Origin of the sequence: Streptococcus merionis DSM 19192, from assembly GCF_000380085.1 — a bacterium.
In the GTDB taxonomy this organism is placed as follows: domain Bacteria; phylum Bacillota; class Bacilli; order Lactobacillales; family Streptococcaceae; genus Streptococcus; species Streptococcus merionis.
The window spans coordinates 12,634-29,401 of sequence record NZ_KB904556.1 but is presented as its reverse complement, the minus strand read 5'-3'; the positions used below and the strand labels follow the sequence as shown (position 1 = coordinate 29,401).

The window sequence follows — 16,768 nt, the reverse complement described above, 5'->3', positions numbered from 1 at the left end:
TTGAATGATTCCGAAATTATCTGACCTTATCAAGTAAGGGCATGAAAGCTTTAGGACTGTCACCTGGCACCATCTGAGCAATCAGGTTAACTCCCTTGGCTGCAAGCGCATCAAAGTCTGCAATGTCTTTCTCGACGACATTTATAGACCTTGTGACAGCACGTGTTTCAGCTGTCTGAGACATGTTCCCGACATTTAGCTCAGGAATGGAAACACCGCGCTCTACCAAACCCAAGAAACGATCTGGTTTACGAGCCACGATCAAGAGTCGTTGGCTATCATACTTACCAGCCAAGATGTTCTCTGCGGCCTTATCAACCGTCAGAACAGATAGTTTAACACCCGCAGGGGTTGCCAGCTTCAATCCTGATTTTTCAATAGCATTGTTAACCACTTCGTTGTCAACAACCATAATGCGACTAATGTTTAGTTTAGTTGTCCAAAGATTAGCGACTTGTCCATGAATCAGACGACCGTCAATTCGAGTTGCGATAATAGCCATAAGTTATATCTCCTCCATTTGTTTATAATGATGTTGTTTAACTAGGTTAATATATTCTGGCGCAATCCCCTCCGTCTCAAAGACGATGATTTCGTTGCGCCCTTTCTTTAAAAATCCTTTTGGAAGATACAAAGAGAGAATCGGTCCCACATTCCAAAAACGTCCAAGGTTGACACCGTTGATAAAAGCGACACCTTTGCCAAACTCGGCCATATCTAGATACGTATCTTCCAACTCTTCTAGCTCAAATTCATAGCGGTAGAAGGCTGGCTGATTTGGATTCCAACCAGCGCTAAAATCAATTTTTTCAGTATTATCCAGCGATAAACAGTACTGCCTCCAACCAGTCAAGAAGTGAAGATCTGCCATAACCCCTTGGCGAAGACCTTTTTGCTGAGTCTCTGCTAAGAGCTTGTGTCCGTAGTTGACACGCCCCATGTTTTCGATTAGAACATCCACTTGGCTCAGTCTATCCTCCAACTGATAGAAGATGTCCTCGCCGATTTCAGCTTGATACTGAGTTGTTACCAATTTTTCATTGATGAAAAATTGCGCTCTATCACGACCATCAATAATGCGGAAGCGTTCTGGCTCTGACCTGTCGTTTTCCACTTGAGTCCGGTAAAGAAGATAGCCCGTAGACTGACCTAATGCTTCCATAGTCAAGGGGTAAACTGTCTCAATTGGCTCTGCCAAGCTATCAAGAGTAGCAAAAAGCGATACCCTGTCTTTGAGAGGAATCCCTTCTTTAGAGAGAGTTTCCTTGATTAGCGGCTCTTGTTGCTCCAAGTCTGGATAAAATGTATGGAGCATGCTCTTGATAGCAAAGTATTTTGCTGTTGGATTTCCCTGCTCGTCAAGCAGTGCATCATAGTCATAGGAAGTTACCTGCGGCAAGTCTGTCACTCCGCGGGCTGAACAACCATTCATAAAGCCAAAGTTAGTCCCTCCGTGGAACATGTAGAGATTGATGGAGCCAAGTGAGATACACTCATGGACAGCCTGAGCCAGCTCTTCTGGATTCCGCCTGATAATCGGCTCTTTCCAGCGATTGAACCAGCCATCCCAAAATTCCATGCACATCAGCGGCCATCTCTTGCCATGTTCATCAAAGAAAGCCTGCATCTCTTGAAAGTTCTGAGCTGCTTTAGAACCAAAGTTCCCTGTCGCAAAAATTCCCTCTTCAATCAGGCTCCCAGCTCTTAGTGTAGCCCGCCATGGGCCGTCTGAGGTAAAGAAAGGAACACTGACACCTCGTTCTTTCATCAGGGCTTTCAAGGCTTTTAGGTACTCTTTTTCTTCTCCAAAGGATCCGTACTCATTTTCAATCTGCACCATAAGGATATTGCCCCCACGATCCAGTTGACGCTTAACCAACTTTGGTAAAAGAATGTCATAGTAGTCCGCCACATGCTTGAGATAGCATGGATCTGAGGACCTTATTCGCATCTTTTCAGTCAAAAGCCATGCTGGCAAGCCACCAAACTCCCATTCAGCACAGATAAAGGGCGAAGGCCTAACAATCGCATACAAACCCAAGTCTTTAGCCGTGTCTAAAAACCTTTCGATATCCAAAATTCCCTCAAAATCAAACTGCCCTTTTCGAGGCTCGTGAAGATTCCAAGCTACATAAGTTTCAACGGTGTTGAAGCCTAGCGCTTTCAGATTGTACAGCGAATGATACCAGTCATCTGGATGAACCCTGAAGTAATGAATGGCTCCAGATAAAATTTTAAAGGGGTGGCCATCTAAATAAAACTCATCTGATATTTCAAACCTTGTCACCCAAATTCCTCCTTACATAAGATATGAAACCATAAAAAACACATAAAAGACAGACAACAGGTCTCAAAATGCTGAGACTGATCGTTATTGAAGTGGCTAATCAGCCAACAACCACTTTTTAGTCCACAGGTTTTATTTTAAAAGCGCTTTCGTATATTGATATAATATATCTACCTGAATCAAAAGTCAAGGTGATTTTTTAACATTTTTAATCATTTTAGCTTACTATTTTAACCAATCCATCTCTTTTTTGACAATTATTTTATTTTAGCGGCAAAACCGACTTATTCTTTCATAAATGTGTAAATTATGTTAATATTATAATCAAGAAATGGCTTAAGATCCCGTCTTTACAGCTCTACACTTTTATTCAAGGTGTCTTTTTACGTTGCTCACTGGTCATTTTTCAAAATAACCTTGATTGCCGAAAAACGGTTCCCCGAATTAAAGTATTTTGCTTGTGAATGTCGGTTCTAAAGGCTAAAATCATACTAGAAAGGACTTCCATCATGAGAATCCCAAAATATCAGATGATCAAAAATGATCTCAAGCAACAATTACGCTCTGGAAAATTTGAAAACGGCGATAAGTTTTATACGGAAGCCGAGCTCATGGATATTTTCCAAGTTAGCTCTATAACCGTCATCCGTGCCCTCAATGATTTGGTCACAGAAGGCTATCTGACGCGTCGTCAAGGCAAGGGAACCTTCGTATCCCGTGCCCGCAAAGGCAAGCGCGTCCGCTTCTCTGATGTGGAAGTCTTTCCTTTCGATAAGGACGATGTCACGGTTCTAGCTCTTGTCCGAGAGCAAGACCCTGCTATCCTTAACTTATTAAAGCTTGGTAAAAAAGACGCCTACTTCCGCATTGAACGTCTCCGTCGCGCTGAGGGAGTGCCTTATATTTATCAAAAATCGTTTATCCCTGAGCAATTTATTGACACCAGCAAGAATGACCTTTCTTACTACAGTTCGATCTACCAGCATTTCAAGACGGCATATGACCTTCATCTCAACGAGGAAGCCTTTATCGAAACTAACGAGATTAGCTTCCCTACGCCAGATTCTATCGCTAAAATCTTAGAGATTGATCCAACTGAACCCACTGTTTTACAAGTTCATACAACCTTTAACGAGACCAGTCAGCAGGTCTTTGAATATGTAGAATCTTACAAAAAATGGGACTTTTACAAGTTCAAACTATCCTCAGACTGACCTCCGGCTTTGCTCTAATTTATTGAAAGGCTGCCTACTATGTTTACAAAGACATCCGCAATCGATAAGAACCTTTACTTTAAATCTGTTTCTGGACCAGGACCTAAGTCCTACCAAGCTAGCAGTATCTCTTTGACCAAAAATAGCGTGTCCTCTGTCTTATCAAGTGAAAAACCAGTCTTTGTCTCGGCTAAATCAGGCATTACTCTCTTAGTCGTTTCCGAAAATCCAGAGGGCCCTTACGAGAAATTCATTCTCCATGGCACCATCAAAATCAAACCTGGTATCTTTTACAACTTGACGAGTGTTTCTGAAGTAAGTGTCATTGAAAAAAAGCTTGCTCCTTTTTCAGATGAATCTGAAACCACTTTATCTTGCGAAATTTCTTGGGAGCCTATTGCTCCTGTCATTCAAATCGCAGAGATTTTCACGCTTTACTATCAGGTAAAAAAAGCCCCTTATCATTTCGGACCGGAGCAACATCATTTTTGTGAACTAACTATTGTTGAGCAGGGACAGCTAGAAACCACGGTTGATGGGGTGACTTACCAGCTTGGAAAGAATGACGCCATCTTATATCAAAAAGACCAAGTTCATTCTCAGGCTGTTACAACGGACGAGACGACAACCTATATCACTATCCTCTTTGATATGACCTTGACAGATCCACAGTTTTTCGATAAGGTATTCCACCTCAATTCTGGACAAATTTCTCAGGTAGAAACCTTTATTAGAGTTAGCGAAGAGGAGAGCCTTCCTTACAAAAGCGATCACTTGCTTGCTCGCTTAAAATTATTCATCCTTTCTCTGGTTAGCGAGACCAGCCCTTCCCCGTCCAAAGGAACGTCCATGAAGGAGAAGTATGATCAAGATCTAGCTCAGCAGATCACAGCCTACATCAAAGAACATCCTGAGGCTCGCGTTATTGATGTGACCCAAGCCTTTGGGATGTCGCGCTCCATCATTCAATCCCTCTTCCACCGCTATATAGGCATGCAGCCTCATGCCTATATTGAAGAGCAACGTCTGAAACAAGCCAAGATTCTAATGCGTGACTCAAGCTACTCTCTCACAGAAATTGCACTTTTAGTTGGTTACCGCTCTCTTCCAGCCTTCTCAAGATCCTTTAAACACGCCCTAGGCTATTCCCCATCTAGCTACGCTAAAAAACTCTACAAACAAATTTAAAAACCTCAAAAAACGCCATTTTGCTGGCGTTTTTTATAATGCTTCAACGTATAAAAAAAGCACAGCTTTCCACTTCAAAAACATGCCTCAGTCTCTCGCTTATAAACATTAAAATTTAGAATAAAGCTGTCACAAAATCAGAGGATCACCTGGCATGCTTTTTTAAGCAACGTTGCTCTATCTTTTAAGCCAGTTTACACTTGAGCTTTTTCGTTAAAAAGTTATTCAATTTTGGTAAATTATTCCCTAGCTTTCTCTATGGCAAAGAGGTACAATATAGGTAACTGGTCACTACCAGTTGGGAGGTAGATATGAATGATGATTGAACCAAAACCCCTTTACCTTCAATTGAGTGAGCAGCTCATTCGAAAAATTAAACAGCTAGAGAGTCCTCAAAAGTTTCTATCTGAGCGGGAAATCTGTAGACAATATGACGTTAGTCGAACGACTGTTCGTACAGCTCTAGACCATCTTGAGAGTCTCGGTTATATTTCCAGACAACATGGCAAAGGAACCTTTACCTCCGATGCTTGGCAGGATCGTCCGAAGCTCAGTATGGGCTATAGTTTTAGCGAACAAATGCAGGCTATTGGAAAAATCCCCAGCAGTAAGATACTCAGTTTTGGGCAAGTCATCGCTGATACTTTTGTCGCAGAAGAGCTTGAAATCCCTGAACAGACACCTGTCTGGTATCTTTATCGGCTTCGCTTAGCAGATAAACGGCCAATGATGCTGGAAATGACTTATCTACCCGCCCAGCTTTTTCCGAATTTAATCAGCCATAAGCTGGAAGAGCAGTCTCTCTACGAACTATTTGAAACCGCTTATGACCAACGCATTTTATTTGCAGATGAGATTTTTACAGCTGATCTGTTAAGCAAGGAACAGGCAGCCCATTTAGACGCTGTAGCAGGTGACGCTTGTCTCAGTCTGACGCGAAAAGCCTATAATCCAGACCGTACCATTGTCGAGTACACGCGCAGTGTCGCTAGGCACGATTGTTTCTACTATCAGGTGCGGCATTATCAAAACCAGTAATCAAGCTATTTTACCAATCAAACCATTAGGAGAGCATATATGTTCCATTTATCAACCGCTGAATTGGAGTCCCTAGGAGCCGAGATCACGACTCGCGAGATTCGTCAGCAACCTGAACTCTGGCTGGAGACTCTTGACTATTACAAGGCTAATCTTGAGCGTATCACAGCCTTTCTTGACAAATTACCAGCAACCAAGTTACGCGTTATTTTTACGGGTGCTGGAACGTCTCAGTATGTTGGAGACACTATCTTACCTTATCTGAAGCGAGTCGGTGATGAGAAGCACTTTGACTTCCAATCAGTAGCCACAACACATTTGGTCTCAAATCCTCAAGACTATTTCAAGAGCGATGAGCCAACGCTTCTTGTCTCCTTTGCGCGCTCTGGTAACTCTCCTGAAAGTGTCGCCAGCGTTGAGTTGGGCCAGCAAATCGTCAACGATTTCTATCAGATTACCATTACCTGCGCGCCAGAGGGCAAACTGGCTCAAAAAGCTAGCGATGACGAGCGTAATCTTCTGCTCATGATGCCTGAGCGTTCCAACGACGCTGGCTTTGCCATGACAGGGAGCTTCACTTGTATGTCTCTCACAGCTATCTTGGTCTTTGATCAGACGGATCTGACTTCCAAAGAAGACTATGTCAAGGCTATTGTCAAGGCAGGAAAGAGCATTATTGAATCAGAAGAGAAAATCCAAGCCTACATCAACCGAGATTTTGACCGTGTCATCTATCTCGGCTCTGGTGCTCTAGCTGGACTTGCCCGTGAAGTGCAACTCAAAATCTTAGAATTGACCGCTGGCCGTATTGCTACTGCCTTTGACTCTTCGATGGGCTTTCGTCATGGACCAAAATCCTTCGTCAACGATAAATCTCTGGTCTTTGTCTTTGTCTCCAATGATTCTTACACCCGCCAATACGACATTGATATCCTCAATGAATTAGCTAGCGATGATATTGCTTCTCTGGTCTGTGGCGTTCAAATCAATCAGAACACCACCTTTAATGGAAACAGCTTTACTCTGGACGCTGAACTGGCCAATATCCCTGATGGTTATCTAGCTCTGCCCTATGCTATTTTCGGTCAGACAGTTGCACTCCTTACCTCCATTAAGGTAGACAATAAACCTGACACACCATCTCCAAGCGGCACTGTCAATCGTGTCGTAAAAGGAGTTACCATTCATCCCTTTACTTAGAAAGGCAAATCATGACAACTTATCTTTTTGCAAAACAATTTTACTTTACTGATGAAATCAAGGGACCAGGCTATCTCCCCATTCTTGATAATGGTACTTTTGGTAGCTATCAGACCGATAAACCAACGGATGGTACTATTTTAGATTACAGTAGCTTTAGCATTGCCCCTGGCCTCGTTGATACCCACATTCATGGCTTTATGGGCCACGACGTTATGGACAATTCGGCCGAGAGCCTGCGTATTATCTCAGACGGTCTGCCATCTTGTGGAGTAACCTCCTACCTACCTACCACTTTGACCGCTCCACGTGAACTTCTCAACGCTGTTTGCCAAACTGTTGGCGAACATGCCAAGAATACTCCTGGCGCTAAAATTCAGGGAATTTTTCTAGAGGGACCTTTCTTTAGCGAGGTTTACAAGGGCGCTCAAAACCCAAGCTATATGAGCGATCCTGACATTGACTACCTAGAAGAATGGCAGGAAAAATCCCACGGTTGGGTCAAGAAAATTGCTCTCGCACCAGAGCGCGAGGGAGCTATTGACTTTATCAAGCAGGCTAAGTCCATGAACATTTATAGTGCCATTGCCCACACGGATGCCACCTATGAAGAATGCCGTGCAGCTGTTGAGGCTGGCGCCAATATCTTTGTCCACACCTACAATGGCATGCGGGGGCTTCACCACCGCGAACCTGGTGTCGTCGGATCTGCTCTTACTCTTGGTCAATTTGATGAATTGATTTGCGATGGGCATCACGTTCATCCTGCTTCTGCTAAAATCGTCATGCAGGCTGCTGGTCCTAAAAAGACTGTGTTGATCACCGACTGCATGCGGGCAGGTGGTATGGGTGAGTGCGAGTCTACCCTCGGTGAATTTGACGTTATCGTGAAAGATGGTACAGCCCGACTCAAGCACAACGGTAGTCTAGCTGGCTCTGTACTTGAACTCATCCAAGCTGTCCAAAACGTGGTCAAGTGGGGCAATGCCACCCCAGCTGAGGCCCTTCGTATGGCCAGTCTCAACCCAGCTGCCTCAGTTGGCATTGACGACCGCTGCGGTAAGATTGACCCTGGTTATCCAGCCGACTTTATCGTTCTAGATGATGAGCTCAATCTTCAAGCGACCTTCATTGATGGGCAACCCTATTTTAAAAATCATTAAATCTTCATTCACAAGCAAAGAACTTGCATAAAGGACTTTCTTTTGGCCAGCAAATTAGCAGTTTAATGGCATAGTGACTGCATTCCAAGAATTGTTTACAGTGAATAGCTTTATGATAAGCGCTTTTGTTGTGGAAAAGAGGTTTTTACGATTTCCATTTGACCTCGCACTACCCAAACCATTTCAGAAAGGATGATTATGACAACTTTAAAACTGACTCCTAGCAAGTTACAGCATTTAAAAAACCTGTCCAATAACAACGATGTGATTGGTGCGCTGGCTATTGATCAGCGCGGCGCTCTTCGAAAGATGATGACAGCTGGTGGTGGTTCTACAGATGATTCGTCCATCATTCACTTCAAGGAACTCATCTCTCAAGAGTTGACACCATTTTCAACATCTATCCTTTTGGATCCTGAATACGGTGTGCCTGCGGCAGCATTGCGCCATGAAAATAGCGGTTTGATCATTGCTTACGAAAAAACTGGCTACGATGCAGCAACAGTCGGTCGGATTCCTGATCTTTTGCCAAACTGGTCTGCTAAGCGCATCAAGGAATTAGGTGCTGACGCGGTCAAGGTCTTGATTTACTTTGACATTGACGAGAGTGATGACGTCAACGACATCAAAAAAGCCTGGGTCGAACGTGTCGGGTCAGAATGTGTCGCAGAAGACATTCCCTACTTCCTCGAAATTTTGACCTATGACGCTAGCGATAGTGATGTCAAGGGGGAAGAATACGCTAAAATCAAGCCGCATAAGGTTATTGAAGCGATGAAACTTTTCTCAGATTCTCGCTACAATATCGATGTCCTTAAGGTTGAAGTGCCTGTCAACATGGCTTACGTTGAAGGTTTTACCAAAGACGGTATAGCACCACTGCATACACGCCAAGAAGCGCTGAACTTCTTTAAAGCTCAGTCGGATGCGACCCACCTGCCATTTATCTTTCTTAGCGCAGGTGTTTCAGCTAAACTTTTCCAAGATACGCTGCGCTTTGCCAAAGAGGCCGGCTCCACCTTTAACGGCGTTCTCTGTGGTCGTGCTACTTGGGCTGATTCTGTGGCAGTGTATGCTAAAGACGGTGATGAGGCAGGACGCGCTTGGCTAGCAAAGCATGGGCGCCAAAACATGGAAGAGCTTAATGCCGTCATCAACGAAGCAGCCACTCCTTGGACAGATAAGGTCGAACTCAAAGCTTAAGCCTACAGAAAAATAGCTGAACTTCTGAGAAGTGCTTCATAGGAAAATACCGCTAAGCTTGTTAAGTGTTTCTTTAAGCTTTCTTGAACCATCGCCTTCCAATACTATAAACGGATTAAATCAAGAGGAAACAACCACCTTACAGAAAAGCATTTAGAACCTGTATTCATAAGTCAAATCCTTAATTAAATTGTTTTTCGAACAACAAGCAATGAAAAACTGGTCTTAAAGGAAACTATTGAACGGTGAATGCAAAGTCTTCATTTAACAAGAGTTTCTGACTTTCAAGGATTTTACTGTACTTCCATGGTTCTAATTCCCTCAAAACCTTTTCTGTCAGCTCAGATGAATAAAAAAAGAAAAAAGATAGCCTTCCGCGTGTGCATCGAACACAAGGAAGGCTATCTTTTTTTCGAGTTTTTAGTCCGAGTTCAATTTGTCTGCCTTTGTACATTGACTGGATTTTGTATGCTTTTATTTACGACGGCGGCTAATGCCAAAGATCGCAAGGATAGCAAGAAGTCCTAGGCCGATAAAACCTGCTACTGAAGCAACTTCACCCGTTGATGGCAAGGCTGATTTTGCTTTAGTAGCCTGCGAACTAGCTTTTTTAGCTACTGCATTTTGATTCAGAGGTTTTTGTTTTGAATCTTCCCCTGTCTCCTTTTCTGTCGCACCATTTTTGGTAAAGGATTGCACAAAGTAGCTGACGCCATCTTTTTCTACAATTTCTGCGGAGGCAAATGTGTAACCAGACACATCATAAATCGGGATAAAGCCTTCTTGTTGAGTCGCAATTTCCTGACCAGTGGCTTGATCAATAAAACGGGTGTAGTCTGTCAGACGCACGTAATAGTTACTGCCACCGTAATTGATAAAGTCTTGCTCAGTCATATAAAAAATCTTGTAGACCTTCTCACCATTCTCCTCAACAATAACATCGTAATAATAGTTCCGATCACCAATCTTCGCAGCAAATACTTGGCCTTTCTGATCATCCTGAATTTTCTTACCAGAAGTGCCATCATAATACTCTGTCCGCACAATAGTCTTGTCAATGTAGGACGCATCGCGGTAAATGTGAACCAGAGCTGGTCCTTTATCCGTAGTTGTGATGATAGAAGACAAGTAAGTATAGCCAGTCAAGTCAAAGGGAGCTTGATAACCATCAACGTTGGCATGAATTTCCTTGCTCTCACCATCCGTGCGAAATAGTGTCTGTACGAATTGGAATTGGTGCTTTTCGATCCAAGTTTTAATTTTACTGTCGTCTAGTGTCTTGAGAGATTTTGCCTCAGTCGTTGCTGCTTTCGTTCCAGTCTTTTCTTCTTTTTTCTCACTATCTACTACTGTGGTTGTTGCTTCTGATGGCTGAGTATTATCATTTGTCTTAGATTGATCCTCTGATGCTTCTGAAACGTCTTTGGTAACAGCATTATCTCCTGATTGGGCTAATGCTACTGGCTCAGCAGTGTTAGCTGCCACTGCTATTGATGCAGCAGGCGTATTTCCTGCTTGCTCATCTGCCTTAATCATGTAAGGTTGGGCTAATTGTAGAACTGCTGTAGCCAGTAAGAAATAGCTCGTGTTCGTTTTTTTCATGGTGTTGTCTCCTTAAAATATTCCTTCTGAACCCACTCAAAAGGGCTTCTATCTCTTTATTCGTAAGAAAATATAAAAAGTGAAAAGTTTTTTCCAATATCACTAAATTAAGTACTCAAGCCAGAACAAAACGATTTCAGTCAACATGACCATATATTGTATTTGATGTCAAGTGATATATAACTCCTCTTTAAAGGAGGAAAAATTCCTCTTTCGTGTACCCAAAAATAACCATCTGAATATCACCTCTTGAAAAAAGTATATCCAGATAGTTAGGCTTATTTTAATGACATTGGCTTATCTCCTAGCCTCTGTCGTTGTTTTTTCCTCACTAGCTTTGCTCACTTGATCGGCCTGATGTTGGAGCTGCACTAGGAAGGTCTCAAGGGGCATATCAAAGTCGGTCATAAAACGTGCAGCCTCAACACCAACATAGCGGAAGTGCCAGTCTTCAGGAGCAACTCCCGTTTTCCCTTGATAGCTTTCCTTGTAACGCAGAACAAAGCCGTAGTCTGGTGCTATCGCAGCAAGTTGGGCTGCGATAGCTGGATCCATCTGATTAACATAGTCAACTGTTGACATATCAATCGCCAACCCCGTCATGTGCTCACTGGTTCCAGGCGCTTGGAAATAAGCATTCACAAAAGAAATAGCTCCCTCACGCGTAATGCCTTGGGCTTCCATTTCTTGGGCAATAAAAGACTCGTAAAGGCTAGACTGGTCTGCGACACTGCGATAGCCTAAAATCAAATGGACAGTTGGGTCAACCGTCTGAGCTGCCGCTAGAAAATTAGCGGTCGCCTCAGCAATCCGACTGTCAACTAGAATGCCAGAAACTTCACTGAGTTCTGGGGTCATCTCCTCAGTCACATGATGGGGACCAACTAAAACCAACTCCCAACTATCCGTTGGAAGATTCGGCAAACTCTGAGTTGAGTTGAGCTGGCTCAAAATCTTGGTCGTGCTAGTTGCCTGGGCAAGGGGTTGATTGGCCTGAGATTTTTGTGGATTGATTAATTCCTGCGCAAAGATCAAGCCGATAAACACTCCTAAGGACAGTAAAAGTCCAGCAAAAATTGCAAAAAGACTGATTGGCTTATCAGGAACATCTGATTCTTCCAGCGCAGCTTGATCCTGCTCCTCACCCAGCTCTTCCTCGCTGATAGCGTCTTCTACCAAATTTTCAATCGGATCAAATTTTGCCATCAAGCACCTCGGCACCGCGAGCACGGTAAGACATATCTCCCACAATCTCTACGGTAAATTGACCATTGTCATAGGTGAGAACCGTGATCGAACCATTGTCCAAGCTCTGTTTTGGGATTTCAGGCGCGATAAGATAAACCAGCGTGCTGATGGTCATCCCGTGGCAAACCACAAGCGCATTGCCACCACCTTGGCTCTCAATTTTTTGGGCAATGTCAGTAAAACCTGAGAGGATACGGTTCTTGAGGACCTCCCAAGGTTGCGCCCAGCCTGCCGTGTCAGCTTCATAAATACCAGTAGCCATCTCTTCATAGGTCAGGTTGCGAAACTCTGTTTCAGTACCAAAAATACGTGGCAAAACCCCCATAAAAAGCTCAGCATCATACCCACCATCTAGGCTGCCAAAGCACCACTCGCGAATCCGCTTGTCCCGCGTGTAAGGAATCTCCGTCTGCCCCAACTCATGAAGAAGGATTTCCATGGTTTGCAAAGTCCGACCAGAGTCGCTGGAGAAAGCTTCTTTAAACGTGAGATCAAAGCTCTTCAGCCCTACACCCAGCTCTTGAATGCCACGCTCACCAGCCGCTGTCAGCGGTGTGTCGCTCCAACCTTGGGCGCGCCCAATCGTATTAAACATCGTCTTCCCATGACGGGCAATATAGAGGGTTGTTTTTGCCATACTCTTCTCCAATCATCAGTTTCTTTCTATAATATCTATTATACCATGCGACACAGAAAAAGGCCTGCCAAAAGCAAGCCTTAGCTCTTGTATTCACAACTCAGCACTTTCATTCAAGGCTACTTTTTTCGGACGCATCGCTCGTTTTTGAAAACACAGTCTTAACTACCAAGAAATCAAAGCACGTCACTTGTGGCTACAAGTTTTAGCATCAAATATCTTTTAATCTTTCTTCTTCCATAAAACAAGACCTAAAATAAACAGCCAGTTGCTCAATGAAATCAAAGCTAAAATCCTAGTTAGCGTATAATTAGTTATCTCCTCAAGCTGATACAACTGAGAAATATCCCTGTTAAAAATCAGCCAAAGCGCCAGCATAACCGCAACAGCCATAAAAATAATTCCAATTTTTTGAGACATCGCATCCTCCTTAACAACTGCACATGTTTACAATAGACTTGTTCAGAAACCGAAAAATGTTTTGAAAGTCCGACCTTTCCGTCGTCTAATCGAGTTTACTATAATGACCGTTATGAAAAGGAAATGACTTTTTCCATGTGTTTCCGACCCGATCTAATACTACTGTATTCCTTTTAGCCCCTATTCGCAAGCGTTTTCTAGTTGTGTTTGAGCCTTTAAGCTAGTTTTTAAAACTATGGATCGGTGCTGGGATTTGCCCGCCACGGTTGATGAAATCGGCTGAAGAAGCACCGTTAACCCGCATGACAGGTGCAGTACCAAGAAGGCCTCCAAACGCGATCATGTCACCTTCTTTACCTTTTGGAATGATGCGGACGGCGGTCGTTTTCTGGTTGATGACTCCAATGGCCGCTTCGTCTGCAATCATGGCCGCTATGGTCTCATAAGGCGTATCTTCTGGAATAGCAATCATATCCAAACCGACCGAACAAATAGCAGTCATTGCTTCTAATTTTTCTAGATTGAGAGAGCCTGCTTGCACCGCAGCGATCATGCCTTCGTCTTCTGAGACTGGAATGAAGGCACCTGAAAGGCCCCCGACTTGGTTGCAGGCCATGACACCGCCTTTTTTAACAGCGTCATTGAGCAGAGCAAGGGCTGCTGTCGTGCCGTGGGTGCCGACCATCTCAAGGCCCATTTCCTCTAAAACCCTAGCCACCGAATCCCCAATTGCGGGGGTCGGCGCTAGTGACAGGTCCACGATTCCAAACTTGACATCCAAGCGCTCACTGGCCATGGTACCGACCAACTGCCCGATACGAGTGATCTTAAACGCTGTCTTTTTGACAGTTTCAGCAACAACATCAAAACTCTCACCCTTGACTTTTTCGAGAGCTCGCTTCACCACGCCAGGACCTGACACCCCGACATTGATGACTACGTCTGACTCGCCGACACCGTGAAAAGCTCCTGCCATAAAGGGATTATCCTCAACTGCATTAGCAAAAACAACCAGCTTAGCTGCTCCCAGATCGGATGCTTCAGCCGTTTCCTTAATAATACGCCCCATATCGCGAACCGCAGTCATGTTGATACCGGTCTTGGTCGAGCCGATATTGACCGAAGCGCAGACCTTATCTGTCTGAGCCAAAGCCTGCGGAATGGAGTTAATGAGAATCTCATCCCCTTTGTGATAACCTTTTTGCACGAGGGCTGAAAACCCACCGATAAAGTCTACTCCAATCGTCTTGGCGGCCCGATCCAGAGCATGAGCCAATGGAAGGTAGTCCGTCGCCTCTGTCGCCGCACCGATAATAGCAATAGGAGTCACTGACACACGCTTGTTAACAATAGGAATCCCCAGCTCAGCCGCTATCGCATCACCTACCGCCACTAGATTCGCCGCCTTGGTCGTGATTTTCTGATAAATTTTGTCCGCTGCCTTATCTATATCCGCATCAATGCAGTCCAAGAGGGAAATTCCCATGGTGATGGTTCGGATATCAAAGTGCTGCTCCTCAATCATGGCGATAGTTTCTGTTACTTGTCTAATATCCATAGTTAGCGCTCCTTACAGATTGTGCATCGCATCAAAAATCGCTGCACTCTGAATGTTGATCTTGACATTGAGCTCCTGGCCAAAAGCCTCCAAAGCCTTGCGGACCGCTGTAAAATCAACAGCCTTCTCGCTTGATACGATAGCCATCATGGTGAAATAACCATCCAAAACTGTCTGAGAAATGTCATCAATGTTAAATTGCAAATCAGCCAACTTAGCTGCAACCCCTGCCACAATCCCTGAATTGTCCTTACCAACAACCGTCACAATAGCTTTCACACCTATCTCCTCCTTGAAAATCCAAGCCCAGCTAGAACAACCTATCAGGCTCTCTCAGCTGAGCATCTCTATCTTTTTTCACTAGTTTAGAGAAAAAAACGCATTTTGGCAAGCCAAAGCCTGATAAAAACAGTAAAAGGTGAACGATGGGAAACTACTTAGCTACAGATAAGCAATAATTGTGAGAAGTTCATTATCAAACCTCTATGGCCTTATTTTTCCACATCAGTATTTTTGATCACAGAAAGCCCGCTTTCCATTTGTTCTTATACATGGACAACTCCAAGAAAGGTAGTTTTCGAAGTCATGCTCTTTTTATCAATTATCATTCTAAGTTGTCAAATCGCTATTGCAATCAACTTTCTTAGGCTATGAGGAATTTGATCTTTGACCTATTTTTCGATTCCTAAACAACTCCAGTGATAAACTATTTTGACATCGTGTTTGAACTGTAAAACGGCTAGATAGCAGATTTAAGAAAGTCCACTATCTAGCCGTTTTCTTTTTCAATTTAAATGCTGCTTCGCCTAGCGTACTCTGACGTGTCAATCCCACGCGCCTGAGCCCAGTTTTGGATACTGGCTGGAAGAACTAGGTCTGTTTGGCGAAGGTCAGCGATAGTCTTGGCCCCCAAGATCGTCATGATTTCTCTGATCTGCTCCTGCATGATCTGAATGGTCTCAATAGCCGCACTTAGGCTGTCCGGCTTGCGGACCCACTGGAGAGCTTGACCTGATAAGCCAACGAGATCCGCACCTAAAGCCAGACACTTAATCACATCCAACGCATTTTGGACGCCGCCTGAGGCGATGATTTGCGGTCTTTGTCCAGCTGATAAGCTCATAGCCTCAAGCAGACTTTCTACGGTGCTCAGTCCCCAATTTTCCAAAAAATCGTACTTAGCCCTTTGCCTGCGAGCATTTTCGATGCGCACAAAGTTTGTTCCTCCGCGACCTGAAATGTCTACCACCTTGACGCCACGAGCATGGAGCTCTGCAACTGTCTCTCGGCTCATGCCAAAGCCAACTTCCTTAACGATGACAGGCACAGGTAATTTAGCGGCGATAAGCTCGACATTGTCCAGCCAACCTCGGAAAGCGCGTTCTCCTTCTGGCATAACGATTTCCTGAGGCACATTGACATGAATCTGGAGAGCATCGGCTTCCAAGAGTTCAACAGCCCGCTTGGCATTTTCTAAACCATGGTGAGCACCTAAGTTGGCAAAAACTAGTCCCTTGGGATTTTCTTGACGAATGACCTTAAAGGATTCAGCTGCCTCGAGGTCTTTCATGGCGATACTGACAGATCCACTCGCAAGGGCCAGACCGGTCTCACGCGCCAAGATTGCCAAGCGCTGATTGATTTTTGTCGTCTGAGGACTTCCGCCCGTGATGGCATTAATGAAAAAAGGGCTAGTAAAAGCGAAGCCAGCGACACTCGTTTCCGTGCTAACTTCTGCCACATCTAGCTCTACAAAGGATCGGTGAACAAAGCGCAGTGCTGCTAAATCAGCCCCCGACTGGGCTTGGTACTGTTGATTAGCAAGGGCCACGTGCTGGTCTTTGCGATTGATTTGCTGGGTCATGGTCTGTCCTTTTTCTTTGTCAAAGAGGTTTTATCGTCAATTGAATCAAGAACGATACAACTGTGGTTCAAAAATGTATACTAGCTGATGCTCTGATTTTGAAATAACTTTGTCCTAATCTTGTTTCAATCAACTATAAAATCTGT

General features: G+C 44.1%; 15 protein-coding genes. 6 read left to right on the top strand and 9 right to left on the bottom strand.

Going from position 1 to position 16,768, the window contains the following annotated elements:
• Positions 1 to 16: 16 nt before the first annotated feature.
• Entirely contained in the window at positions 17 to 502 is a 486-nt protein-coding gene (locus A3I5_RS0108065; protein ID WP_018374085.1) for a PTS sugar transporter subunit IIB, read from the bottom strand.
• Between the two features lie 3 nt (positions 503 to 505).
• Positions 506 to 2,287 carry a glycoside hydrolase family 35 protein gene (locus A3I5_RS0108060; protein WP_018374084.1) on the bottom strand — a complete coding sequence of 594 codons (1,782 nt, stop codon included), beginning with the start codon at positions 2,285 to 2,287 and terminating at the stop codon, positions 506 to 508.
• Between the two features lie 509 nt (positions 2,288 to 2,796).
• Between A3I5_RS0108060 and A3I5_RS0108055 the strand changes: the two genes are divergently transcribed.
• The 6 genes from A3I5_RS0108055 to lacD all read left to right on the top strand — a co-directional run bounded on the left by A3I5_RS0108055 (position 2,797) and on the right by lacD (position 9,293).
• Positions 2,797 to 3,501, top strand: a complete 705-nt coding sequence (locus A3I5_RS0108055) for a GntR family transcriptional regulator (protein WP_018374083.1) — start codon at positions 2,797 to 2,799, stop codon at positions 3,499 to 3,501.
• 39 nt (positions 3,502 to 3,540) lie between these two features.
• Complete coding sequence (locus tag A3I5_RS0108050; RefSeq protein WP_018374082.1) at positions 3,541 to 4,689, top strand: AraC family transcriptional regulator; 1,149 nt, start codon at positions 3,541 to 3,543, stop codon at positions 4,687 to 4,689.
• 315 nt (positions 4,690 to 5,004) lie between these two features.
• Entirely contained in the window at positions 5,005 to 5,727 is a 723-nt protein-coding gene (locus A3I5_RS0108045) for a GntR family transcriptional regulator (RefSeq protein ID WP_018374081.1), read from the top strand.
• Between the two features lie 39 nt (positions 5,728 to 5,766).
• Entirely contained in the window at positions 5,767 to 6,927 is a 1,161-nt protein-coding gene (locus tag A3I5_RS0108040) for an SIS domain-containing protein (RefSeq protein WP_018374080.1), read from the top strand.
• An 11-nt stretch (positions 6,928 to 6,938) separates the two neighbouring features.
• Positions 6,939 to 8,090, top strand: coding sequence for an N-acetylglucosamine-6-phosphate deacetylase (gene nagA, locus A3I5_RS0108035; protein WP_018374079.1), 1,152 nt, complete (start codon positions 6,939 to 6,941; stop codon positions 8,088 to 8,090).
• Positions 8,091 to 8,288: 198 nt separating this feature from the next.
• A complete protein-coding gene (gene lacD / locus A3I5_RS0108030; protein ID WP_018374078.1) occupies positions 8,289 to 9,293 on the top strand; it encodes a tagatose-bisphosphate aldolase in 1,005 nt (334 codons plus the stop codon).
• A gap of 474 nt (positions 9,294 to 9,767) precedes the next feature.
• Here lacD and A3I5_RS0108025 read toward each other — a convergent pair whose 3' ends face one another.
• The 7 genes from A3I5_RS0108025 to fni all read right to left on the bottom strand — a co-directional run bounded on the left by A3I5_RS0108025 (position 9,768) and on the right by fni (position 16,622).
• Positions 9,768 to 10,895: an LPXTG cell wall anchor domain-containing protein gene (locus A3I5_RS0108025; RefSeq protein WP_018374077.1), complete on the bottom strand. Its 1,128-nt coding sequence runs from the start codon at positions 10,893 to 10,895 to the stop codon at positions 9,768 to 9,770.
• A 297-nt stretch (positions 10,896 to 11,192) separates the two neighbouring features.
• On the bottom strand, positions 11,193 to 12,101 hold the full coding sequence (locus A3I5_RS11860) for a D-alanyl-D-alanine carboxypeptidase family protein (RefSeq protein WP_018374076.1): 909 nt from the start codon (positions 12,099 to 12,101) through the stop codon (positions 11,193 to 11,195).
• Positions 12,088 to 12,780 (bottom strand): histidine phosphatase family protein, encoded by a 693-nt coding sequence (locus A3I5_RS0108015; RefSeq protein ID WP_018374075.1) that lies wholly within the window; start codon positions 12,778 to 12,780, stop codon positions 12,088 to 12,090. Before A3I5_RS0108015 ends, A3I5_RS11860 begins: the two co-directional genes overlap by 14 nt.
• Before the next feature lie 222 nt (positions 12,781 to 13,002).
• Entirely contained in the window at positions 13,003 to 13,200 is a 198-nt protein-coding gene (locus tag A3I5_RS0108010) for a hypothetical protein (RefSeq protein WP_018374074.1), read from the bottom strand.
• Between the two features lie 220 nt (positions 13,201 to 13,420).
• Entirely contained in the window at positions 13,421 to 14,758 is a 1,338-nt protein-coding gene (locus tag A3I5_RS0108005) for a PFL family protein (protein WP_018374073.1), read from the bottom strand.
• 12 nt (positions 14,759 to 14,770) lie between these two features.
• A complete protein-coding gene (locus A3I5_RS0108000) occupies positions 14,771 to 15,037 on the bottom strand; it encodes an ACT domain-containing protein (protein WP_018374072.1) in 267 nt (88 codons plus the stop codon).
• 511 nt (positions 15,038 to 15,548) lie between these two features.
• Positions 15,549 to 16,622, bottom strand: a complete 1,074-nt coding sequence (fni, locus tag A3I5_RS0107995) for a type 2 isopentenyl-diphosphate Delta-isomerase (RefSeq protein WP_018374071.1) — start codon at positions 16,620 to 16,622, stop codon at positions 15,549 to 15,551.
• Positions 16,623 to 16,768 lie beyond the last annotated feature (146 nt).